The sequence below is a fragment of the Escherichia sp. B1147 genome, from assembly GCF_001660175.1.
Taxonomy (GTDB): Bacteria; Pseudomonadota; Gammaproteobacteria; order Enterobacterales; family Enterobacteriaceae; genus Escherichia; species Escherichia whittamii.
On the sequence record NZ_LFHY01000014.1, the window covers coordinates 60,774 to 83,229 of the forward strand.

21 protein-coding genes are annotated in these 22,456 nt (G+C 44.4%); 7 read left to right on the forward strand and 14 right to left on the reverse strand.

Annotated features, from left to right (window positions below; all coding sequences use genetic code 11):
• Positions 1-4: 4 nt before the first annotated feature.
• From hisD to hisIE, 7 genes are read left to right on the forward strand one after another with little or no spacing between them, the layout of a single operon-like run.
• Positions 5-1,309: a histidinol dehydrogenase gene (hisD, locus tag A9180_RS14685; protein WP_064529467.1), complete on the forward strand. Its 1,305-nt coding sequence runs from the start codon at positions 5-7 to the stop codon at positions 1,307-1,309.
• On the forward strand, positions 1,306-2,376 hold the full coding sequence (gene hisC, locus A9180_RS14690; protein WP_064529420.1) for a histidinol-phosphate transaminase: 1,071 nt from the start codon (positions 1,306-1,308) through the stop codon (positions 2,374-2,376). Before hisD ends, hisC begins: the two co-directional genes overlap by 4 nt.
• Positions 2,376-3,443 (forward strand): bifunctional histidinol-phosphatase/imidazoleglycerol-phosphate dehydratase HisB, encoded by a 1,068-nt coding sequence (gene hisB / locus A9180_RS14695; RefSeq protein ID WP_064529421.1) that lies wholly within the window; start codon positions 2,376-2,378, stop codon positions 3,441-3,443. The genes hisC and hisB overlap by 1 nt, the downstream gene beginning before the upstream one ends.
• Positions 3,443-4,033 (forward strand): imidazole glycerol phosphate synthase subunit HisH, encoded by a 591-nt coding sequence (hisH, locus tag A9180_RS14700; RefSeq protein ID WP_064529422.1) that lies wholly within the window; start codon positions 3,443-3,445, stop codon positions 4,031-4,033. Before hisB ends, hisH begins: the two co-directional genes overlap by 1 nt.
• On the forward strand, positions 4,033-4,770 hold the full coding sequence (gene hisA, locus A9180_RS14705) for a 1-(5-phosphoribosyl)-5-[(5-phosphoribosylamino)methylideneamino]imidazole-4-carboxamide isomerase (protein WP_064529423.1): 738 nt from the start codon (positions 4,033-4,035) through the stop codon (positions 4,768-4,770). The genes hisH and hisA overlap by 1 nt, the downstream gene beginning before the upstream one ends.
• Positions 4,752-5,528 (forward strand): imidazole glycerol phosphate synthase subunit HisF, encoded by a 777-nt coding sequence (hisF, locus tag A9180_RS14710; protein WP_064529424.1) that lies wholly within the window; start codon positions 4,752-4,754, stop codon positions 5,526-5,528. The genes hisA and hisF overlap by 19 nt, the downstream gene beginning before the upstream one ends.
• The gene (gene hisIE, locus A9180_RS14715; RefSeq protein ID WP_064529425.1) at positions 5,522-6,133 is read left to right on the forward strand and encodes a bifunctional phosphoribosyl-AMP cyclohydrolase/phosphoribosyl-ATP diphosphatase HisIE; all 612 of its coding nucleotides are present in this window, start codon (positions 5,522-5,524) and stop codon (positions 6,131-6,133) included. The genes hisF and hisIE overlap by 7 nt, the downstream gene beginning before the upstream one ends.
• Positions 6,134-6,230: 97 nt before the next feature.
• Here hisIE and wzzB read toward each other — a convergent pair whose 3' ends face one another.
• From wzzB to wcaM, 14 genes are all read right to left on the reverse strand, one after another.
• Positions 6,231-7,211: an LPS O-antigen chain length determinant protein WzzB gene (wzzB, locus tag A9180_RS14720; RefSeq protein ID WP_064529468.1), complete on the reverse strand. Its 981-nt coding sequence runs from the start codon at positions 7,209-7,211 to the stop codon at positions 6,231-6,233.
• A 145-nt stretch (positions 7,212-7,356) separates the two neighbouring features.
• Positions 7,357-8,523 carry a UDP-glucose 6-dehydrogenase gene (ugd, locus tag A9180_RS14725; protein WP_064529426.1) on the reverse strand — a complete coding sequence of 389 codons (1,167 nt, stop codon included), beginning with the start codon at positions 8,521-8,523 and terminating at the stop codon, positions 7,357-7,359.
• A gap of 245 nt (positions 8,524-8,768) precedes the next feature.
• Positions 8,769-10,175, reverse strand: coding sequence for an NADP-dependent phosphogluconate dehydrogenase (gndA, locus tag A9180_RS14730; protein WP_064529427.1), 1,407 nt, complete (start codon positions 10,173-10,175; stop codon positions 8,769-8,771).
• A gap of 141 nt (positions 10,176-10,316) precedes the next feature.
• Positions 10,317-11,420, reverse strand: coding sequence for a glycosyltransferase family 4 protein (locus tag A9180_RS14735; protein WP_064529428.1), 1,104 nt, complete (start codon positions 11,418-11,420; stop codon positions 10,317-10,319).
• Positions 11,421-11,934: 514 nt separating this feature from the next.
• Positions 11,935-12,807 carry a glycosyltransferase family 2 protein gene (locus tag A9180_RS14740; RefSeq protein WP_077883530.1) on the reverse strand — a complete coding sequence of 291 codons (873 nt, stop codon included), beginning with the start codon at positions 12,805-12,807 and terminating at the stop codon, positions 11,935-11,937.
• 59 nt (positions 12,808-12,866) lie between these two features.
• Positions 12,867-13,769: a rhamnosyltransferase gene (locus A9180_RS14745; protein ID WP_064529430.1), complete on the reverse strand. Its 903-nt coding sequence runs from the start codon at positions 13,767-13,769 to the stop codon at positions 12,867-12,869.
• Positions 13,757-14,881: an O-antigen polymerase gene (locus tag A9180_RS14750; RefSeq protein WP_064529431.1), complete on the reverse strand. Its 1,125-nt coding sequence runs from the start codon at positions 14,879-14,881 to the stop codon at positions 13,757-13,759. Before A9180_RS14750 ends, A9180_RS14745 begins: the two co-directional genes overlap by 13 nt.
• A 1-nt stretch (position 14,882) precedes the next feature.
• Complete coding sequence (gene wzx / locus A9180_RS14755; RefSeq protein WP_064529432.1) at positions 14,883-16,139, reverse strand: O19 family O-antigen flippase; 1,257 nt, start codon at positions 16,137-16,139, stop codon at positions 14,883-14,885.
• Positions 16,136-16,690, reverse strand: a complete 555-nt coding sequence (gene rfbC / locus A9180_RS14760) for a dTDP-4-dehydrorhamnose 3,5-epimerase (protein WP_064529433.1) — start codon at positions 16,688-16,690, stop codon at positions 16,136-16,138. The genes wzx and rfbC overlap by 4 nt, the downstream gene beginning before the upstream one ends.
• 4 nt (positions 16,691-16,694) lie before the next feature.
• Positions 16,695-17,573, reverse strand: a complete 879-nt coding sequence (rfbA, locus tag A9180_RS14765) for a glucose-1-phosphate thymidylyltransferase RfbA (protein WP_064529434.1) — start codon at positions 17,571-17,573, stop codon at positions 16,695-16,697.
• Between the two features lie 58 nt (positions 17,574-17,631).
• On the reverse strand, positions 17,632-18,531 hold the full coding sequence (gene rfbD, locus A9180_RS14770; protein ID WP_064529435.1) for a dTDP-4-dehydrorhamnose reductase: 900 nt from the start codon (positions 18,529-18,531) through the stop codon (positions 17,632-17,634).
• Positions 18,531-19,616 carry a dTDP-glucose 4,6-dehydratase gene (rfbB, locus tag A9180_RS14775; protein ID WP_064529436.1) on the reverse strand — a complete coding sequence of 362 codons (1,086 nt, stop codon included), beginning with the start codon at positions 19,614-19,616 and terminating at the stop codon, positions 18,531-18,533. The genes rfbD and rfbB overlap by 1 nt, the downstream gene beginning before the upstream one ends.
• 371 nt (positions 19,617-19,987) lie before the next feature.
• Entirely contained in the window at positions 19,988-20,881 is an 894-nt protein-coding gene (galF, locus tag A9180_RS14780) for a UTP--glucose-1-phosphate uridylyltransferase GalF (RefSeq protein WP_016248888.1), read from the reverse strand.
• A 174-nt stretch (positions 20,882-21,055) separates the two neighbouring features.
• Positions 21,056-22,450: a colanic acid biosynthesis protein WcaM gene (gene wcaM, locus A9180_RS14785; protein ID WP_064529437.1), complete on the reverse strand. Its 1,395-nt coding sequence runs from the start codon at positions 22,448-22,450 to the stop codon at positions 21,056-21,058.
• Positions 22,451-22,456: the final 6 nt, after the last annotated feature.

The window sequence follows — 22,456 nt, forward strand, 5'->3', positions numbered from 1 at the left end:
GGCCATGAGCTTTAACACAATCATTGACTGGAATAATTGTACTGCGGAGCAACAACGTCAACTGCTGATGCGCCCGGCAATCTCCGCCTCTGAAAGCATTACCCGCACCGTTAACGACATTCTCAATAATGTTAAAGCACGTGGAGATGACGCCCTGCGGGAATACAGCGAGAAGTTTGATAAAACCACGGTTACTGCGCTGAAAGTTTCTGCTGAAGAAATTGCCGAAGCCTGCGAACGCCTGAGCGACGAGCTAAAACAGGCGATGGCGGTCGCAGTAAAGAATATTGAAACCTTCCACACTGCGCAAAAACTGCCGACAGTAGATGTCGAAACTCAGCCTGGCATACGTTGTCAGCAGATAACGCGACCAGTGGCTTCGGTAGGTTTGTATATTCCTGGCGGATCTGCCCCGCTCTTCTCAACGGTATTAATGCTGGCGACGCCAGCGCGTATTGCGGGCTGTAATAAAGTGGTGTTGTGCTCGCCGCCGCCGATTGCCGATGAGATCCTCTACGCGGCGCAACTGTGCGGCGTGCAGGACGTGTTTAATGTCGGCGGCGCACAGGCCATTGCCGCGCTGGCGTTTGGTACTGAATCTGTGCCGAAAGTGGCCAAAATCTTCGGGCCAGGTAACGCCTTTGTCACCGAAGCAAAACGTCAGGTTAGCCAGCGTCTGGACGGCGCAGCGATCGATATGCCAGCGGGTCCATCGGAAGTGCTGGTGATTGCTGATAGCGGCGCTACGCCGGATTTTGTCGCCTCTGATTTACTCTCCCAGGCCGAACACGGCCCGGATTCACAGGTGATCTTACTGACGCCTGACGCCGATATGGCACGTCGCGTTGCAGAAGCCGTCGAACGCCAGCTGGCAGAACTGCCGCGTGCCGAAACCGCACGTCAGGCACTGAGCGCCAGCCGCCTGATCGTGACCAACGATTTAGCGCAATGCGTGGCGATCTCCAACCAGTACGGCCCGGAGCACCTGATCATTCAGACCCGCAACGCCCGTGATCTGGTCGATGGCATCACCAGCGCCGGTTCGGTATTTCTTGGTGACTGGTCACCGGAATCGGCGGGCGACTATGCCTCCGGCACCAACCATGTTCTGCCGACTTACGGTTACACCGCCACCTGTTCCAGCCTCGGGCTGGCGGATTTCCAGAAGCGCATGACCGTGCAGGAACTGTCGAAAGAGGGGTTCTCCGCGCTGGCTTCGACCATTGAAACACTGGCCGCCGCCGAGCGCCTGACCGCCCACAAAAATGCCGTTACTTTGCGTGTTAACGCCCTGAAGGAGCAAGCATGAGCACCGTGACTATTACCGATTTAGCGCGTGAAAACGTCCGCAACCTGACGCCGTATCAGTCGGCGCGTCGTCTGGGCGGTAACGGCGACGTCTGGCTGAACGCCAACGAATATCCCACAGCCGTCGAGTTTCAGCTTACTCAGCAAACGCTCAACCGCTACCCGGAATGCCAGCCGAAAGCGGTAATTGAAAATTACGCGCAGTATGCGGGCGTGAAGCCGGAGCAGGTTCTGGTCAGCCGTGGTGCGGACGAAGGTATTGAACTGCTGATTCGCGCTTTTTGCGAACCGGGTAAAGACGCGATTCTCTATTGCCCGCCAACGTACGGCATGTACAGCGTCAGCGCCGAAACCATTGGCGTTGAGTGCCGAACAGTGCCGACGCTGGAAAACTGGCAACTGGACTTGCAGGGCATTTCCGACAAGCTGGATGGCGTAAAAGTGGTCTATGTTTGCAGCCCCAACAACCCGACCGGGCAACTGATCAATCCGCAAGATTTTCGCACGCTGCTGGAGTTAACGCGCGGTAAGGCGATTGTGGTTGCCGATGAAGCCTATATTGAATTTTGTCCACAGGCATCGCTGGCGGGCTGGCTGGCGGAATATCCGCACCTGGCTATTTTGCGTACTCTTTCGAAAGCCTTCGCTCTGGCGGGTCTTCGTTGCGGGTTTACGCTGGCAAACGAAGAAGTCATCAACCTACTGATGAAAGTGATCGCCCCCTACCCGCTCTCGACGCCGGTTGCCGACATTGCAGCTCAGGCGTTAAGTCCGCAGGGAATCGTCGCCATGCGTGAGCGGGTGGCGCAAATTATTGCAGAACGCGAATACCTGATTGCCGCACTGAAAGAAACTCCCTGCGTGGAGCAGGTTTTCGACTCCGAAACCAACTACATTCTGGCGCGCTTTAAAGCTTCCAGCGCAGTGTTTAAATCTTTGTGGGATCAGGGCATTATCTTACGAGATCAAAATAAACAACCCTCTTTAAGCGGCTGCCTGCGAATTACCGTCGGAACCCGTGAAGAAAGCCAGCGCGTCATTGACGCCTTACGTGCGGAGCAAGTTTGATGAGTCAGAAGTATCTTTTTATCGATCGCGATGGAACCCTGATTAGCGAGCCGCCGAGTGATTTTCAGGTGGACCGTTTTGACAAACTCGCCTTTGAACCAGGCGTGATCCCGGAGCTGCTGAAGCTGCAAAAAGCGGGCTATAAGCTGGTAATGATCACCAATCAGGATGGTCTGGGAACGCAAAGTTTCCCACAGGCGGATTTCGATGGCCCGCACAATCTGATGATGCAGATCTTCACCTCGCAAGGCGTGCAGTTTGATGAAGTGCTGATTTGCCCGCACCGGCCTTCCGATGAATGCGACTGCCGTAAGCCGAAAGTAAAACTGGTGGAGCGTTACCTGGCTGAACAGGCGATGGATCGCGCCAATAGTTACGTGATTGGCGATCGCGTGACCGATATTCAACTGGCGGAAAACATGGGTATTAATGGTTTACGCTACGACCGCGAAACCCTGAACTGGCCGATGATTGGCGAGCAACTCACCAGACGTGATCGTTACGCCCACGTGGTGCGCAACACCAAAGAGACGCAGATTGACGTTCAGGTATGGCTGGATCGCGAAGGCGGCAGCAAGATTAACACCGGCGTTGGCTTCTTTGACCACATGCTGGATCAGATAGCCACACACGGCGGTTTCCGCATGGAAATCAGCGTTAAAGGCGATCTGTATATCGACGATCACCACACCGTCGAAGATACCGGGCTGGCGCTGGGCGAAGCGTTAAAAATTGCCCTCGGCGACAAACGCGGTATTTGCCGCTTTGGTTTTGTGCTGCCGATGGACGAATGCCTTGCCCGCTGCGCGCTGGATATCTCTGGTCGCCCGCACCTGGAATATAAAGCCGAGTTTACCTACCAGCGCGTGGGCGATCTTAGCACCGAAATGATCGAACACTTCTTCCGTTCGCTCTCTTACACCATGGGCGTGACGCTGCACCTGAAAACCAAAGGTAAAAACGATCACCACCGTGTAGAGAGCCTGTTCAAAGCCTTTGGTCGCACTCTGCGCCAGGCCATCCGCGTGGAAGGCGACACCCTGCCCTCGTCGAAAGGAGTGCTGTAATGAACGTGGTGATCCTTGATACCGGCTGCGCCAATTTGAACTCGGTGAAGTCTGCCATTGCGCGTCACGGTTATGAACCAAAAGTCAGCCGTGACCCGGACGTGGTGTTGCTGGCCGATAAACTTTTCTTACCTGGCGTCGGCACCGCTCAAGCGGCGATGGATCAGGTGCGTGAGCGCGAACTGTTTGATCTCATCAAAGCCTGTACCCAACCGGTGCTGGGCATCTGCCTGGGGATGCAACTGCTGGGGCGACGCAGCGAAGAGAGCAACGGCATCGATTTGCTGGGCATCATCGACGAAGATGTGCCGAAAATGACCGACTTCGGTCTGCCGCTACCACATATGGGCTGGAACCGCGTTTACCCGCAGGCTGGCAACCGCCTGTTTCAGGGGATTGAAGACGGCGCCTATTTTTACTTTGTGCATAGCTACGCGATGCCGATCAATCCGTGGACTATCGCTCAGTGCAACTACGGCGAACCATTCACCGCTGCAGTGCAAAAAGATAACTTCTACGGCGTGCAGTTCCACCCGGAACGCTCTGGCGCTGCTGGTGCTAAGTTGCTGAAAAATTTCCTGGAGATGTGATGATTATTCCGGCATTAGATTTAATCGACGGCACCGTGGTGCGTCTCCATCAGGGCGATTACGGTAAACAGCGCGATTACGGTAACGACCCGCTGCCGCGCTTACAGGATTACGCCGCACAAGGTGCCGAAGTGCTGCACCTGGTGGATCTGACCGGGGCAAAAGATCCAGCTAAACGGCAAATTCCACTGATTAAAACCCTGGTCGCGGGCGTTAACGTCCCGGTGCAGGTTGGCGGCGGTATGCGTAGCGAAGAAGACGTGGCGGCGTTACTGGAAGCAGGCGTTGCGCGCGTGGTGGTTGGCTCCACCGCAGTGAAATCACCCGACGTAGTGAAAGGCTGGTTTGAACGCTTCGGTGCGGATGCATTAGTGCTGGCGCTGGACGTGCGCATTGACGAGCAAGGCAACAAGCAGGTGGCAGTGAGCGGCTGGCAAGAGAACTCGGGCGTTTCGCTGGAACAACTGGTGGAAACCTATCTGCCCGTCGGCCTGAAACATGTGCTGTGTACCGATATTTCGCGCGACGGCACGCTGGCAGGCTCTAACGTCTCTTTATATGAAGAGGTGTGCGCCAGATATCCGCAAGTGGCATTTCAGTCCTCCGGCGGCATTGGCGACATTAACGACGTGGCTGCTCTGCGTGGTAGTGGCGTGCGCGGCGTAATTGTTGGTCGTGCATTACTGGAAGGTAAATTCACCGTGAAGGAGGCTATCGCATGCTGGCAAAACGCATAATTCCGTGTCTCGACGTTCGTGATGGTCAGGTGGTGAAAGGCATACAGTTTCGCAACCATGAAATCATTGGCGATATCGTGCCGCTGGCAAAACGCTACGCCGAAGAAGGCGCAGACGAACTGGTATTCTACGATATCACCGCTTCCAGCGATGGTCGCGTGGTAGATAAAAGCTGGGTATCTCGCGTGGCGGAAGTGATCGACATTCCGTTCTGCGTGGCGGGCGGGATTAAATCGCTGGATGACGCAGCCAAAATTCTTTCCTTTGGCGCGGATAAAATCTCCATCAACTCCCCTGCGCTGGCAGACCCGACATTAATTACTCGTCTGGCGGACCGCTTTGGTGTGCAGTGTATTGTGGTCGGCATTGATACCTGGTTCGACGCCGGAACCGGCAAGTATCACGTTAATCAATATACCGGCGATGAAAGCCGCACCCGCGTCACTCAATGGGAAACACTCGACTGGGTAGAGGAAGTACAAAAACGCGGCGCTGGAGAAATCGTCCTCAACATGATGAATCAGGACGGTGTGCGTAACGGTTACGACCTCGAACAACTGAAAAAAGTGCGTGACGTCTGCCACGTGCCGTTAATTGCCTCTGGTGGCGCAGGTACCATGGAACACTTCCTTGAAGCCTTCCGTGATGCCGACGTTGACGGGGCGCTGGCAGCTTCCGTCTTTCACAAACAAATAATCAATATTGGTGAATTAAAAGCGTACCTGGCAACACAGGGCGTGGAGATCAGGATATGTTAACAGAACAACAACGCCGCGAACTGGACTGGGAAAAAACCGACGGGCTGATGCCGGTGATTGTGCAACACGCGGTATCCGGCGAAGTGTTGATGCTGGGCTATATGAACCCGGAAGCCTTAGACAAAACCATTGAAAGCGGCAAAGTCACCTTCTTCTCGCGCACTAAACAGAGACTGTGGACCAAAGGCGAAACGTCGGGCAATTTCCTCAACGTAGTGAGCATTGCGTCGGACTGCGACAACGACACGTTATTGGTGCTGGCGAATCCCATCGGCCCAACCTGCCATAAAGGCACCAGTAGCTGCTTCGGCGACACCGCTCACCAGTGGTTGTTCCTGTATCAATTGGAACAACTGCTCGCCGAACGCAAATCTGCCGACCCAGAAACCTCCTATACCGCCAAACTGTATGCCAGCGGCACCAAACGCATTGCGCAGAAAGTGGGCGAAGAAGGCGTGGAAACCGCACTGGCCGCGACAGTACATGACCGCTTTGAGCTGACCAACGAGGCGTCTGACTTGATGTATCACCTGCTGGTATTGCTGCAGGATCAGGATTTGGACTTAACAACGGTGATTGAGAACCTGCGTAAACGGCATCAGTGAGTTGCAGGCTGACCGGATGCGACACTGTTGTCGCATCCGGCAACAAAAAACGGGCACGGTGTCGCCACCCTGCCCGTTTTCTTTAAAGCTAAAAAGATTACTTCGCGTTGTAATTACGCAGCGCGTTACGCCCAAGCACAATCCCCGCGCCGACCATACCGCCCAGCAGCACAGCCAGAACCAGAGTGATGCCCTTTTTCGGACTATCGCGACGTACTGGCAGTGTAGGTTTCATGACGTAACGGTAGGCATTTATATCAAGATCATCAACCTTCAGACTTTCGATATCCAGCAGGTTTTGACGAGTCTGATAGTAGCCAGGCGAGAAAACCAGAGGACGAGTTGATTCATGCTTGATCATCGACTCCAGTGCATCGCTACCTAACAGAAACAATGTGTCTTGCGTGATATCTTCACCAGTCTGCTGGATCTGCGGCTTTGCCAACTGCGCCTGATTTGCATATTGCAACGCTTCCTGAATCTGGCGGATACGCAGATCTTTTTGCTCCTGCGCCACCACTTCCTGCGTTTTCAAAGAGTCTTTCAGGTTTTTCATACCCAAAGCAATATTATCTTTCAGGTCCTTTTCCAGCTCTTTATTTACCTGGTCATCAACCTGTTGAATATATTCAGCCAGCTTCTTCTGTGCGCCCGCCGCAGTTTGCCCGACATAAGAAACAGCTAGCGGTAACGGCTGGTTTTTAACAGAAGGCTCAATGGTCAGTTTTTCTGGTTCTTCCTGATTATCCAGCGTTTCGGCTAATGCAGAGAAGGCAGAACTGAAGCGACCAATTAACGCCTCCTGTAAATCCGACACTTTCGGTGCAGCCTGACCATAGATAACATTCATGGCATTGTTATAACCAGCAATTTGCCCCACATCTGGCTGAGTAATAATGGCTGTCGACGTCCATTTCTCTTTCGCTACCGCCAGATATCCGATAGCCAGCGCGATAGCCACAATGACAGTGATGAAGATTGTCATCTTCCCACGCCACAGTTGCATCAGTAAATCAATTAAATCAATCTGCTCCGGGTCATTGTTATGCCCAGAAATATTATTATTTTCAACTTTCATCATTACCCTAACAGACGGAAAATTTCAGGTCGCCATAGTTTAGCGATAATCTGCATGAATGCTATAGGATAAATGATAAAAACAATGAATTGTTATACGAGTTACAAAAGACAATCAGGGCGAAAATAGCCCTGATTACAGAAGGTTAGTCGCTGCCAAAGAGATCGCGAGTATAAACCTTGTCTGTCACATCCTTAAGCTCTTCTGCCATACGGTTGGAAATAATGACATCGGCTTGTTGTTTGAAGGTGGCGAGATCACGTTCCAGTCGTGAATTGAAAAACATTTCTTCCTTCATTACCGGTTCATAGATAATCACTTCTACCCCCTTAGCTTTGATACGCTTCATGATCCCCTGAATGGAAGACGCACGGAAGTTATCTGAACCGCTCTTCATAATCAGGCGATATATCCCGACGACTTTTGGTTTACGCGACAAGATAGCATCGGCTATAAAGTCTTTGCGGGTACGGTTAGCATCAACGATGGCAGAAATGATGTTGTTTGGCACAGACTGATAATTTGCCAGAAGCTGCTTGGTATCTTTCGGTAAACAGTAACCACCGTAACCAAATGATGGATTGTTGTAATGGTTGCCGATACGCGGATCAAGACAAACACCTTCAATGATTTGACGGGTGTTCAACCCCAGGCTTTCTGCATAACTGTCCAGCTCGTTAAAGTACGCCACGCGCATGGCAAGGTAAGTATTGGCAAAAAGTTTAATGGCCTCTGCTTCTGTTGAATCAGTAAACAGAGTAGGGATATTTTTCTTAATCGCCCCTTCCTGTAATAACGCGGCAAAACGCTGTGCACGTTCAGAACGTTCGCCTATCACAATACGGGAAGGATGAAGGTTATCGTAAAGGGCTTTGCCTTCTCGGAGGAATTCAGGGGAGAAGATGATGTTTTCAGTCTTGAACTTTTTTTGCATCGCGGCCGTAAAACCTACCGGAACCGTGGACTTAATAATCATCACTGCATAAGGGTTTATTTCTGTAACATCTTTAATTACAGACTCTACGCTAGATGTATTGAAATAATTGGTTTTAGGATCATAGTCGGTCGGGGTTGCGATGATTACATAATCAGCATTCCGGTAGGCTTCTTTTTTATCTAACGTCGCATTAAAACGTATTTTGTCTGATTGCAAAAATTGCTGAATTTCTTTATCAACAATAGGAGATATCCGATCATTCAGCATTGCAACACGAGTTGGTAAAATATCTAATGCTGCAACGTTATGATTTTGTGCGATTAAGAGCCCATTAGACAGGCCAACATAACCGGTTCCGGAAATGGTGATTTTCATTTCATGCTCTCAGAATTAACTTAACTATGAATCATGATGTTTTTAGCACCCTGATAAGAGTTAAAAGTTTTAACGCCACGATGAACCTTGGTCAACGAAACGAAAAACATTTCAGATTTTCTTTATAAGAATAGCTGCTATTTATTAAGTTAGTATTAAGCAATGAAATTAAATCAATAAGATTGATGGCAAAAAAAAGCCCGGCGATAAATGCCGGGCCTTAGTGCATTGATAATTAAATCAGATTAATCCAACCATTCGGTATGGAATACGCCATCTTTATCAATGCGCTTATAGGTATGCGCACCGAAATAGTCACGCTGTGCCTGGATCAGGTTCGCAGGCAGTACTGCGGCACGGTAGCTATCGTAATAAGCAACCGCTGCAGAGAAGGTAGGTACGGGAATACCGTTCTGCACAGCATAAGCAACAACATCACGCAGAGCTTGCTGGTAATCGTCGGCAATTTTCTTAAAGTACGGAGCTAACAGCAGGTTAGCAATCTTCGGATTTTCGGCGTAAGCATCCGTGATTTTCTGCAGGAACTGAGCACGAATAATACAACCGGCACGGAAGATCTTCGCGATTTCACCATAGTTCAGATCCCAGTTGTACTCTTCTGACGCGGCACGCAGTTGAGAGAAGCCCTGAGCGTAAGAAACAATCTTACCCAGATACAGCGCACGGCGAACTTTCTCGATGAACTCTGCTTTGTCCCCTGCTGGCAGCGCTTGAGGACCTGACAGTACTTTAGATGCAGCTACACGCTGATCTTTGAGAGAAGAGATGTAACGTGCGAACACTGATTCGGTGATCAGCGACAAAGGCTCACCGAGATCCAGAGCGCTCTGGCTGGTCCATTTACCCGTACCTTTGTTCGCTGCTTCATCCAGGATCACATCAACCAGGTAGTTACCGTCTTCATCTTTTTTGGTGAAGATGTCTTTAGTGATGTCAATCAGATAGCTGCTAAGTTCACCGTTATTCCACTCGGTAAAGGTCTGTGCCAGTTCTTCGTTAGAGAGATTTAGACCACCTTTCAGCAGAGAATAGGCTTCAGCAATCAGTTGCATATCACCGTATTCAATACCGTTGTGAACCATCTTCACATAGTGACCTGCGCCATCAGCACCAATATAGGTAACGCACGGTTCACCATCTTCAGCCACGGCGGCGATTTTGGTCAGGATAGGCGCAACCAGTTCGTAGGCTTCTTTCTGCCCACCAGGCATGATGGAAGGCCCTTTCAGCGCGCCCTCTTCACCACCGGAAACACCCGTACCGATGAAGTTAAAGCCTTCTGCAGAAAGCTCGCGGTTACGACGAATGGTGTCCTGGAAGAAGGTATTACCACCATCAATGATGATATCACCTTTATCGAGATATGGTTTAAGGGAATCAATAGCAGCATCCGTGCCTGCACCTGCTTTCACCATTAACAGGATGCGACGAGGCGTTTCAAGAGATTCAACGAACTCTTTCACCGTATAGTAAGGAACCAGTTTCTTGCCTGGATTTTCGGCAATCACTTCTTCCGTCTTTTCACGGGAACGGTTGAAAATAGAGACGGTATAACCACGGCTTTCGATGTTGAGCGCAAGGTTGCGTCCCATCACTGCCATACCGACGACGCCGATCTGTTGCTTTGACATTGTTTACTCCTGTCAGGGGTGGTCACCGCGGGGTGTGCGGCTTGAATGTAATGCAGATGTTACGTGAATCATTGCAATAAAAAAACTGTAATTTTATTTATTACTTTGAAGAATCTGTTCTTTTTTAACTTTTCGGTCTCACTAATTATCATATAGCTGTCTGACCTTATTATTTCTTTTAACTAATCCATAATTTTTCAGAATAAATGATCGTGCATTGGTGGATTGCTGTGCAATCAGTTCTGGCTTACCAACATATGACATAATTTTTTGAGATAACAACTGATAATCTCTAATTTCAAACAAACAACCATTATAGCCATCTTCTATTAAGCTATTATTGCCTGGAATATTGGTGACTATACATGGTAGTCCACAGCTCAATGCCTCTAAAATTGCTAATGGCATGCCCTCCCAAAGAGAAGGCAATATAAACAGATCATTAACTTTCAAAACATTAACAATATTATCTGACCATCCATGAAAAATTATACGCCCATCTTGCCGTTTGAACCTGCTTTCTAACTGTTCTTTTAATTCACCATCTCCTACAAGTGTCAGCTTAACATTAACATTTTCATTCAATAGTTTTTCAACAGCAAGCAATAATGTCTCAGGATCTTTTTGCTTTGATAATCTACCAACCATTACTAAATTCAAGGCGCTACTATAAGTTTTATTTTCTAAAGGCGAAAACTTATCAGTGTCTACTCCATTAGGAATTAAAAAGACTTTATCCCGTTTGAATTTTAATTTGTTTATTGCTATATATTCATCATCTTTATTCAAGACAATTAACTTATCCGTAAAAAACTTTGCTATCCATTCCATGAAAAAATAAAGGTAATAACTTTTTTTACTAGATGCTGCTGGAAAAGAAAACCCATGTACAGTGTGGATCACCTTTCCAACACGAGCTAATTTGGCTGCAACTCGCCCCAAAACGCCTGTTTTTGAAGAATGCGTATGCACAATGTCAAATTTTTCTTTTTTTATAAACTTATAAAGCTTGAACAATGCTTTAAAATCATTCTTTACGGTAATTTCTCTCGTAAGTTCGGGGATACAATGACAATCGACATCATATTCCAGCAATGCATTGGTTAGCGGACCATTTTTTGAGCAAACTAGTGTATAATCATAGTCAGTATATAAAGCACTAATTTCGTTTAATGTTACCCTTTGAACACCACTTAAGAGTGGGAGTAATTGTAAGTGCAAAACTTTAGTTGTACTAGCTGTCATATAATAGTTTACCGTTTACGAAAAAACACCATTCAGAATTATTGTGGAGCATTGCTATAAAAAATTGGCAATTAAAATATAAAACACTTTAATATTATAATTAATAAATTATCATTGTTTATAAAATTATTTAAATGTGCACTAATAAAAAACGCTCTAAACAAACTTATCTACACATTTGCGCAAAAAAAACAAATAATATAATTTTCATTACCAAATTTTCAATGGCACATTACAAAAACACAATCGACCAGGGTTGTCTGGTATATATCAAAACATTATTTTCACACACTGCTACTTGCCCCAACATTTAACACAATACAATATATTAACATATAAGTTTGTGAGCATCTAATAGTTAAATAAAAACCTTTCCCTTTATATATTCAAGATGAGTTTTGGCTAATGAGTATAGATTTAAGCCCCGATAGCAAAAAGTGAATTATTAGTATTAAATATACTTTAGACACTACTTTTTCTTTGTGTTGATTATGGCACAGCAAATAAATGAATATCATCTATTATTTTTATAATTACCATATCTCCCACGAATGCCATCATATATTCCTTGACCTATTTTCGTTAACACATTAACTTTATTATCACTTATTGCCAAAGAAATTATAGAACGTAAAAAATTAAAGAAAATTTCGCGAATTTTATATCCCATAGGCACATAGTGCAACCTTAACATATAAAAACTATTTCTAACCAAATAATAACGTCTTAAGGGGCTATGCACCGATATTGTCCGACCAAGAATCGTAATTCTCGAATCACCAATTGTATGAGCCATTAAAGCCCTATTAGTCATGCACACTCTGTATCCCATATTTTTTGCTCTAAGAGACCATTCAACATCAATATAATCTACAAAAAGTTCAGATTTCATTCCTCCAATTTTTTTAAAAACATCTGATGAAAAAAAGGAGCCCGATGCAATGACAAAAGTCACGTCGGTAACCTCACCGATAGGTTTACGACTAATAAAAGGTCCTTTATAACAAGTTCCAAAATAAACTTTATTATTTTGAGGATCATAAAATGAAGGACCTAAAATGCCAACATTATACTTTGTATATATGTACTTCATATTCTCAGAAAATTTATCTTTCAAGATACTATCTTGGTCTAACAACAATAAATATTGTGTACCCAAAGACATAGCATATTCTATGCCTCTATTTTGTGCATATGCGAGACCATAATTCTCATTAAATTGAATAAGATAAAAATCAAACTCATGATTTAAATTTTTAATCTCGATAATATTATTTGAGCCATTATCAACAATTACACATAAATCAACCTGCTTACATACTGATAAAAGCTGCTGCCTGAGGCACTCAATATCTGGGTTGTATGTAACTGTAATCGAACTAATCACTTGGTTCTCCATTGGATGGGTTAATTTTGTCCATGCTTAATTATTTCAAAAAATCATATCTATCTTGTTCCAACATACTTCCCATAATTTCTTTTAATGCCATCCGACCAACCTTTTAGAATAAAATCAATATAAGTTTTCTTATTATTGACAGTTGATATAAATATCATTGTTCTCAACACTGAAAACAAAATCTCTCTTATTTTATACCCCAGAGGGACGTATGGTAAACGAAGCATATAAATAGAATTTCTTGCTAAATAATAACGTCTCAAAGGACTGTGAATGCTAATTTCTCTACCCAAAACTGATTTACGCTCATCACCTATGGCATGACTCATTGTTGCACCAGGAATTGCGTAAAAGTTAAACTTTTTACTTGCAGCTCGGAGACACCATTCAATATCGACATAGTCAATGAATAATTCCTCCTTCATTAGCCCAACATCTTTTAATGTGCTTACTGGTACTAGCATACCTGAGTTTATCAAGAATGAAACTTTGAGTGGCACATTATCTGTTGGAAAAACCTTCTTAGCTCGCATTCCTTTTAAGAGGATAAATGGATATTTGGTTCCTGTCCTTGTGTCGTAAAAAACAGGTCCAATAGCACCAATTTTTTCTCCCTGTAGGGCCAACTTCGACATAGACTCTATCAAATTAGTAAAAAATGCATCTGTGGGAGAAGTATCTTGATCAAAAAAAAGGACTGCTTCGCAGTCTGTTCTTAATATTTTTTTCAGACCTGCATTTTGTGCCCCAGCCAATCCCATATTTTCATCAAGGTATAATATATTGGATTCGTCCTTATATTTAGCTTTTAATATGTTTGAATTTTCACTAGCATTATCAACGAGAAATATATCTAAATTGTATTTTGCTTTTTTTATCTTTCCTATTAGATCATCCAATATACTTATAACCGGATTATACGTTACTATCAAAACTGCTATTTTCGACATCCCCCCTCCCAAGTCATTACATAGCCAGTAATTATAAGCAATAACCAGTTTGATAACCATGTAAGATATTGATCATCAAATAACTGCATTGCTATTGCATAAAAAGTTATCGGGTATACAATATAATAAATGCGTTTTTTCCTATACTTTTGCACATATATTCTTCCCGAAAAAAAACCAAAGATAATTGGGAATAATAATGAAAAATAACCAAAATCCATATAGTAAGGGCGAAGATACGTATATACATTGACAGGAAATGGGACATTTACCCATTCTTGAAGAATGTTGGCGATCTCCACTGGATAGAGCACATTTAACCAAAGGTAAACGTTTCTGAAAGAATAAAAACCAAAAACTTGATTATATGAATCTGGCAATTGGGAAAAAGCCAAAAAACCACCTGAAATATAATTATATAGGTAATATAAAATTAAATCAAAAGATGCTTCTGGGTATCGAAGTCTCATTATCCCAATAAAGAAAATAATAAATAAGCTAACAAAGATTAGTAGCTTTGATATTTTTAGCCTGTTTGGAGTTAAAATTAGTATCGTTATTAAATACAATAAAACCAAAGTTTTTGCACTTAGTATAATAATTATAGGAATGCTCAAAACGGTACTAATTAAGAAAAGTCTTCGACTTCTCAAAAGCAAAAAACAAGAAGAGAAGAGCGATAACATTGCGATACGCCCTAGTAAACCATAATTAGCCCCATCGTCAGCAACCAGATAATCTCGGAACGCTGATATGTTTGATAATACATTCAAATTATAGGTTATTAGTATAATCAAATAAAATAATATTATTAAACAAAATGGTAGTGCTTTTACATAAGATTCTTTATCAATATTTAACTTAGAAACTTTATTTTTATTAAAAAGACTAATTCCACCGATAAAAGAAAAAATAAAAAACATTGAATTTGCTATAACTATATAATAGTTATTCGGCAAGTATTTTTCTTCAGCAAAAACAAGAATTAAGCTTGCACTTATAAGCCAAATTATCGTATGTACAACTGCTGGATGTGTTATTTCAAGCTTAAAGTAGAAACATATAATTAGGTAACAAAGGTATATTATAACCATTGCTTGAACGACATTCATATTATATCCTATCCATGTTATAGATACCGATCCTTTCAACCAGGAATAGAATTATAAAATCTAATAATGATCTCAATGAAAAGGCAAACGCCGCTCCAAAAAAAGAATATTTGACGGTCAGTAAATACAAAAGAACTAAGTATGGTATAAATTCTATAATATGTACAATACCAGTCCATTTAGCAAATCCAGCAGACTGAATTCTAGCAAAACATATTTGTGCTACTGAATTGAAAATAAACCCAATTAACAATATGCGGAATACTACCGCTGCATCTCCTCTATACTCATTACCTAACCATATACCTAATATATCGCTTGAAAATAAGAAGAACGGTAACGCTAAAACAATAGATAAACAAAAAACGAGAATTAAAGATCGAAAATAAGTAATTTTGCTCTCTTCTTTAGTTTCAAAACTTAGTTTTGGAAATAGAGCTCTAGCTACAGCGCCCGGAAATAAAGTAAGTCGAGATACCATATCAGACGGCCCTGAATAGTAAGCAACAATATTAGCGCCAGCGAAATGTGAGACAGCAAAACGGTCAATAAACCCCATTAAAGGGCCTATAATATTACTCAGAGTTACCCAGCCACCAAAGCTAATAAGCTCCATCAAAACTTTTTGACTAAATATTCTTTTGAAATTTTTAAGATGGCGCGAACAAAGTTTCCAACTAATAAACGCAACAATCCAACGGCCCAGAATCAACCCTAAGACTGGTGAAATAAGCGTTTGTGAAAACCATGTTGTAATTAATGGTAATAATATTATGAAAGGACTTGTTAGAACTTGTTGAATGTTCAAAGAAGAAAAATTTTCGACGCCTTCAAGATATGCTCGCCATACTTGTGTAAGTAGCAATGCAGGCACACATGCCCCCAGTAATTGGAGAGCTATTACAACTTCATGTCGAATATCCTGTGACACTTTTAAAAAAACAACCAAGTGTGGCGATACTAAATAAGTTAATATTGCTATTAGGATACTTAAAACGGTTACTGTATATAAAGAAGAACCTAAAATAACATTTACTTTTTCATTGTCATTTCTATAAATAGATACAAACCGAATAACTGCACGAGATATCCCACCATCAAAAACACTTGCATATCCCATTAAAGCATAAGCTATAGTGAAAAGACCAAAACGTTCAACACCTAATAACCGAGCTAAGATCCCCATAACGGGGATCGCCATGATAAGTGGAATAACCAGGCCTAAAATATTCCAGCCGGTGTTTTTTAATAAACTCATATAATTCCATTACCGATTATTCTGTTGAAGTACGGCGCATTTTCATCCTTCTTTGATAGAATGATATCGAATGATGATGGCCAATTAATATTAATATCATCATCATTCCAACGTAATGAGCCTTCGGCCTCAGGATGATAATAATTTGTCGTCTTATACAAAAACTCAGCCGTTTCACTCAGTACTAAAAACCCATGCGCAAATCCTTCAGGTATCCACAACTGACGCTTATTCTCAGCTGACAAATTCACCCCAACCCATTTGCCAAAGGTAGGTGACGATTTACGAATATCAACCGCAACATCAAAAACTTCACCTACAACGCAACGTACCAGTTTTCCTTGCGCATAAGGTTCTAATTGATAATGCAGCCCGCGTAAAACACCTTTACTAGACTTCGAATGGTTATCCTGAACAAACTCAACCTTACGCCCTACAGCCTCTTCGAAAACTTTCTGATTAAAGCTTTCCATAAAGAAACCACGCTCATCACCAAAAACTTTTGGTTCAAAAATCAGCACATCAGGAATTTCAGTTTTAATTACGTTCATTTTATTAATAACCTTTAATCATTTTCAGCAGATACTGGCCATAAGCATTTTTCTTCAGCGGTTCGGCTAATACTTTCACCTGCTCAGCATCAATAAACCCTTTACGGTAAGCAATTTCTTCCGGACAGGAAACTTTCAACCCCTGACGCTCTTCAATGGTGGCAATGAAGTTACTTGCTTCAATAAGGCTTTGATGTGTACCAGTATCCAGCCATGCATAACCACGGCCCATCATAGCGACAGATAAACGTCCTTGTTCCATATAAATACGGTTAATATCGGTAATTTCTAGTTCGCCACGGGCAGATGGTTTAAGGTTTTTCGCCATTTCCACAACATCATTGTCATAGAAATAAAGCCCTGTAACTGCATAGTTACTTTTCGGTTGCAGCGGTTTTTCTTCCAGGCTTATTGCCGTACCGTTTTTATCAAACTCCACCACACCATAGCGTTCAGGATCATTAACGTGATAAGCAAATACCGTGGCACCGCTTTCTTTGTTAACAGCATCTTCCATTAGTTTCGGCAAGTCGTGTCCATAGAAGATATTATCGCCAAGCACCAGTGCACAATCATCACCACCAATAAAGTCTTCACCAATGACAAACGCTTGCGCCAGGCCATCCGGACTCGGTTGTACTTTATACTGTAGATTAAGCCCCCACTGGCTCCCGTCTCCCAACAATTGCTGGAAACGCGGTGTATCCTGTGGCGTACTGATAATAAGAATATCGCGAATACCCGCCAGCATCAGTGTTGAGAGCGGGTAATAGATCATAGGTTTATCATAAATCGGCAGCAGTTGTTTGCTCACTGCCATAGTCACAGGATAAAGACGAGTGCCGGAACCACCAGCCAGAATAATACCTTTACGCGTTTTCATTTCACCATTCCTTTTAATTCATCCCGCCCTGGCATCATGAGCGAGATGCAAAAATTTGTTAAATTGCCGTAGTCGTAAATAATTCGTTGAGCATACGTTTCACGCCCACCTGCCAGTCAGGCAAGACAAGCGCAAAGTTCTGCTGAAACTTTTCTGTATTGAGGCGAGAGTTATGGGGACGACGGGCTGGTGTGGGATAGGCCGTTGTTGGCACGGCGTTGAGTTTGTTAAGGGCAAGGTTGATCCCTGCTTTGCGCGCTTCTTCAAATACCAGAGCAGCATAATCGTGCCAGGTTGTTGTACCACCAGCAACCAGATGGTACAAGCCTGCGACTTCCGGTTTATTCAGTGCCACGCGAATGGCATGTGCGGTGCAATCAGCCAGTAATTCAGCGCCTGTTGGCGCACCAAATTGATCATTAATCACAGCCAGTTCTTCGCGCTCTTTTGCCAGACGCAACATCGTTTTGGCGAAGTTATTTCCTTTGCCTGCATATACCCAACTGGTACGGAAAATAAGATGCTTTGCGCAATGTTTTTGTAACGCTTTTTCCCCAGCTAGCTTGGTTTCACCGTAAACATTTAACGGCGCTGTTGCATCCGTTTCCAGCCATGGCGTGTCACCGCTGCCTGGGAAAACATAATCAGTGGAGTAGTGTATAACCCAGGCGCCGACTTCATTTGCTGCTTTTGCAATCGCTTCGACGCTTGTCGCGTTAAGCAATTGTGCGAAATCCGGTTCTGATTCCGCTTTGTCTACTGCAGTGTGAGCAGCCGCATTAACAATAACATCAGGACGAATTTTTTTGACGGTTTCAGCTACACCTTCGGGATTACTAAAATCACCACAATAATCAGTGGATTGAACATCAAGAGCTATCAGATTACCCAGCGGTGCCAGAGCACGCTGCAGTTCCCAACCCACCTGCCCTGTTTTGCCAAAAAGCAGGATATTCATTACTGACGGCCCTCATAGTTTTGTTCAATCCATGACTGATAAGCACCGCTTTTCACATTCTCAACCCAATTTGTATTGGACAGGTACCATTCCACCGTTTTCCGAATACCGCTCTCAAATGTTTCTTGCGGTTTCCAGCCCAATTCGCGGCTAATTTTATCGGCATCAATCGCATAGCGGCGATCGTGTCCCGGGCGATCGGCAACATAAGTAATTTGTTCACGATAAGATTTCTCTTTCGGGACTATCTCATCCAACAAATCACAAATAGTCAGTACAACATCGATGTTTTTCTTTTCGTTGTGTCCGCCAATGTTATAGGTTTCACCCGCTTTACCTTCAGTAACTACGGTATATAACGCTCGAGCATGATCCTCTACATACAACCAGTCGCGGATCTGATCTCCTTTACCATAAATAGGTAATGCCTTACCTTCCAATGCATTAAGAATAACCAATGGAATAAGCTTTTCCGGGAAATGGTAAGGACCATAGTTGTTCGAGCAATTAGTCACAATTGTCGGTAAACCATAAGTCCGCTTCCATGCACGAACCAGATGATCGCTTGACGCTTTAGAAGCAGAATACGGGCTACTTGGCGCGTAAGCTGTCGTTTCCGTAAATAGCGGTAACGCTTCGTTATTATTTACTTCATCCGGATGGGGTAAGTCACCATACACTTCATCAGTAGAAATATGATGGAAGCGGAAGCCTTTTTTCTTTTCATCATCCAGACCAGACCAATAATTGCGCGCAGCTTCTAAAAGTACGTAAGTACCTACAATATTGGTTTCAATGAATGCCGCAGGGCCAGTTATTGAACGATCAACGTGGCTCTCTGCTGCCAGGTGCATCACCGCGTCTGGCTGGTGCTGTGCGAAAATACGCGCCATCGCTACGGCATCGCAGATATCTGCATGCTCAAATGAATAACGTTCAGAATCAGAAATTTCAGCGAGCGATTCCAGGTTTCCGGCGTATGTTAATTTATCGACATTAACAACACTATCTTGCGTATTATTTATTATGTGACGAACAACAGCAGAACCAATAAATCCTGCGCCACCAGTAACAAGTATCTTCACTTTTTTATTCCATATAGCTATAGAGCATGCTGTGAAATAGACTGCTCGAGATTTGATTAATAGGGTATTAATGCACGCTACCGCCCCTGGCTTAACAGCTACCAGAGCACTGCATACATTTCCACGATGTGACGAGCGTAACCCACTCGTGCCAAATATGAAAAATTCAAACGCTAATTGTCTTACCAAACAGCTGTAGAAACAAGGAAAATCCTGGAAAAATTTGAACTATGATCGCATGCTAACATACTGTTTTCATTGTATTTATAAAAACAACAACGGCAGTAAGATTCAATGAGCAAAACTTATGCTACGAATCTTCACTGCCGTTTTTAATTACTTACTGACCGATACTTCCTGTCGGGAATTTGTTACTCGCTTAACAACTTCTCAATGCCTTTGCGAAATTTCGCCCCTTCTTTCAGGTTGCGCAGCCCGTACTTCACAAACGCCTGCATATAACCCATTTTTTTGCCGCAGTCGTAGCTGTCCCCTGTCATCAGCATTGCATCGACGGCTTGTTTTTTCGCCAGTTCAGCAATGGCATCCGTCAACTGAATACGTCCCCATGCCCCTGGTTGAGTACGCTCCAGTTCAGGCCAAATGTCTGCGGAAAGCACATAGCGACCTACTGCCATGATGTCTGAGTCCAGGGTCTGCGGCTGATCCGGTTTTTCGATAAATTCAACAATGCGGCTGACTTTGCCTTCGCGATCAAGCGGTTCTTTAGTCTGGATGACGGAGTATTCAGAGAGATCGCCCGGCATGCGTTTTGCCAGAACCTGGCTGCGGCCAGTTTCGTTAAAGCGCGCAATCATTGCGGCCAGGTTGTAACGCAGCGGGTCCGCACTGGCGTCGTCGATAACAACATCCGGCAGCACCACGACAAACGGATTGTCGCCAATGGCTGGTCTGGCGCACAAAATGGAGTGGCCTAAACCTAAAGGTTCTCCCTGACGCACGTTCATAATGGTCACACCCGGCGGGCAGATAGATTGTACTTCCGCAAGCAGCTGGCGCTTCACGCGCAGTTCAAGGAGAGATTCTAATTCATAAGAGGTATCGAAGTGATTTTCGACCGCGTTCTTGGACGCATGGGTTACCAGGAGGATTTCTTTGATCCCTGCAGCCACAATCTCGTCAACAATGTACTGAATCATTGGCTTGTCGACGATCGGTAGCATCTCTTTAGGAATCGCCTTAGTTGCAGGCAACATATGCATCCCAAGACCCGCTACAGGAATAACTGCTTTTAAATTCGTCATTATTTCATCCACCTGTAAAATGGTTGCTGAATTATAGCTTGTTCGTTTTTTTTCGCCAGCATCAATTACCCTGAACTGATTGCTGATTTCCTTTCGATGTTACGCCGCTTTGCTCAGGATTGCAGTAGAGTTATTCTTAAGTATGGTGCCATTTTTCCAGGAATGGTCGCAAATCTATCGCCCCCGTTTCGGTAACGTGAAGTTTATCTTTTCCACATTAACGATATGGTGATTAATCCTGTCGATATCGACGGAGCTTTGCCCATTTTCATTCACCGCATGAACACTTATCAGTGACAGCAGCGTCTCGTTCTTTGCCATAAAGACACCACGAACGTCCTTACGCAGGTCGAAATTCATGGTCAATGCCGGGCCCGCGGTGGATTCTTGCATTACGTTGATATTACGCATAAAAAGATGCTGCGGCTTGTTGTGAAGCTCCAGCGAAGCACGCTTCATTTCAATGTTGGTCAACGCCACGAATGAGACAGCATTCCCTGCGGAAATTTGGATTCCGCGCAATTTCCAGGCAAGGTGAGTATTATCAAGATGAATATTATTCAGTCTGAAGTTTTGTGGTATTGAGAGATACTTACCTTTAATGACTCCGTAACCGATTAACATTCCGGCACTATTGGTCATTTCTATATTGTCAATAACAAAGTTATCACATCCATATATCGCTACCGTGGCGTTATCAATACCCGCTTTCTTGCTGAAAGCTGGCGTAATATTATGAGCCTTGATATTACGGATGACGAAGTGTTTACCGTTCTCAACATGAATCAATTGCCGACAATCCGATCCCGTGATATTCGCCACGACAAAGTTTTTAACCGCCTGGTCTTCCGGGTAGTTATTATCATAAGTACTTCCTGCCAGCCCTATTCCGATACCCCAGTTGATTTTGCCATTAGTACAGTTGATGCGCTCAATAACGTGGTCTGATATCAAAATGTCGCGATCATTGATTGCCACGTTCCATTCGATGGCGTCGCCCTGTAAGTCGGTGAATTTACAGTTAGTGATTTTGGCACCGATAATCTGGTTATGAAATCCCTGGCGTAAGATGGCGTAGTTAGCGTGGCTGACAGTGAGGTTATCAATAGTCAGGTTACGCATGACCCGTTTGTTTTTGCCGCCGATATAAATTTGCGTTACCGGGCCAAAGCCGCTCATCGCCAGCCCTTTAATGGTGCAGTCAGAACCGCGCACATCAAGGGTGATGTTATGCATACTGCCGCCCTTCTCCCCTGTCACCTGGCTGCCGTCCTGCAAGACAAATCGCCCTCTGCCGTTGCCGCGCAGACTTCCCTGGACTCGCAGTGTTTTGCCTGGTGGAATGAAGATACCAGTGTTGATATTGTCGCAAACGAATCCGGCAGGCACGACGACCGTTTGCCCTTCGCTGAAGGCCTGCTTGAACGAGGCGATCCAGTCGTGCGGATTGTAGTCGTTGATATTAACGCTTTGTCGCGTAGAAAGTGCGCGGGCGAAAGGAGTATGGAGGAAGGCAAGCGCAGAGCTTGCCGTCAGAAAGGCGCGTCGGGAGAGTTTTTTCAATGGCATACGTTC

Excerpts from the sequence above, each read along its gene's own strand:
- rfbC (WP_064529433.1), bottom strand. The coding sequence starts at position 16,690 with ATGAACGTAATTAAAACTGAAATTCCTGATGTGCTGATTTTTGAACCA.
- hisA (WP_064529423.1), top strand. The coding sequence starts at position 4,033 with ATGATTATTCCGGCATTAGATTTAATCGACGGCACCGTGGTGCGTCTC.
- wzx (WP_064529432.1), bottom strand. The coding sequence starts at position 16,139 with ATGAGTTTATTAAAAAACACCGGCTGGAATATTTTAGGCCTGGTTATT.
- ugd (WP_064529426.1), bottom strand. The coding sequence starts at position 8,523 with ATGAAAATCACCATTTCCGGAACCGGTTATGTTGGCCTGTCTAATGGG.
- galF (WP_016248888.1), bottom strand. The coding sequence starts at position 20,881 with ATGACGAATTTAAAAGCAGTTATTCCTGTAGCGGGTCTTGGGATGCAT.
- wcaM (WP_064529437.1), bottom strand. The coding sequence starts at position 22,450 with ATGCCATTGAAAAAACTCTCCCGACGCGCCTTTCTGACGGCAAGCTCT.
- A9180_RS14735 (WP_064529428.1), bottom strand. The coding sequence starts at position 11,420 with ATGACAGCTAGTACAACTAAAGTTTTGCACTTACAATTACTCCCACTC.
- hisF (WP_064529424.1), top strand. The coding sequence starts at position 4,752 with ATGCTGGCAAAACGCATAATTCCGTGTCTCGACGTTCGTGATGGTCAG.
- hisC (WP_064529420.1), top strand. The coding sequence starts at position 1,306 with ATGAGCACCGTGACTATTACCGATTTAGCGCGTGAAAACGTCCGCAAC.
- A9180_RS14745 (WP_064529430.1), bottom strand. The coding sequence starts at position 13,769 with ATGTCGAAAATAGCAGTTTTGATAGTAACGTATAATCCGGTTATAAGT.
- rfbD (WP_064529435.1), bottom strand. The coding sequence starts at position 18,531 with ATGAATATCCTGCTTTTTGGCAAAACAGGGCAGGTGGGTTGGGAACTG.
- hisB (WP_064529421.1), top strand. The coding sequence starts at position 2,376 with ATGAGTCAGAAGTATCTTTTTATCGATCGCGATGGAACCCTGATTAGC.
- hisIE (WP_064529425.1), top strand. The coding sequence starts at position 5,522 with ATGTTAACAGAACAACAACGCCGCGAACTGGACTGGGAAAAAACCGAC.
- hisD (WP_064529467.1), top strand. The coding sequence starts at position 5 with ATGAGCTTTAACACAATCATTGACTGGAATAATTGTACTGCGGAGCAA.
- A9180_RS14750 (WP_064529431.1), bottom strand. The coding sequence starts at position 14,881 with ATGAATGTCGTTCAAGCAATGGTTATAATATACCTTTGTTACCTAATT.
- hisH (WP_064529422.1), top strand. The coding sequence starts at position 3,443 with ATGAACGTGGTGATCCTTGATACCGGCTGCGCCAATTTGAACTCGGTG.
- gndA (WP_064529427.1), bottom strand. The coding sequence starts at position 10,175 with ATGTCAAAGCAACAGATCGGCGTCGTCGGTATGGCAGTGATGGGACGC.
- wzzB (WP_064529468.1), bottom strand. The coding sequence starts at position 7,211 with ATGAAAGTTGAAAATAATAATATTTCTGGGCATAACAATGACCCGGAG.
- rfbA (WP_064529434.1), bottom strand. The coding sequence starts at position 17,573 with ATGAAAACGCGTAAAGGTATTATTCTGGCTGGTGGTTCCGGCACTCGT.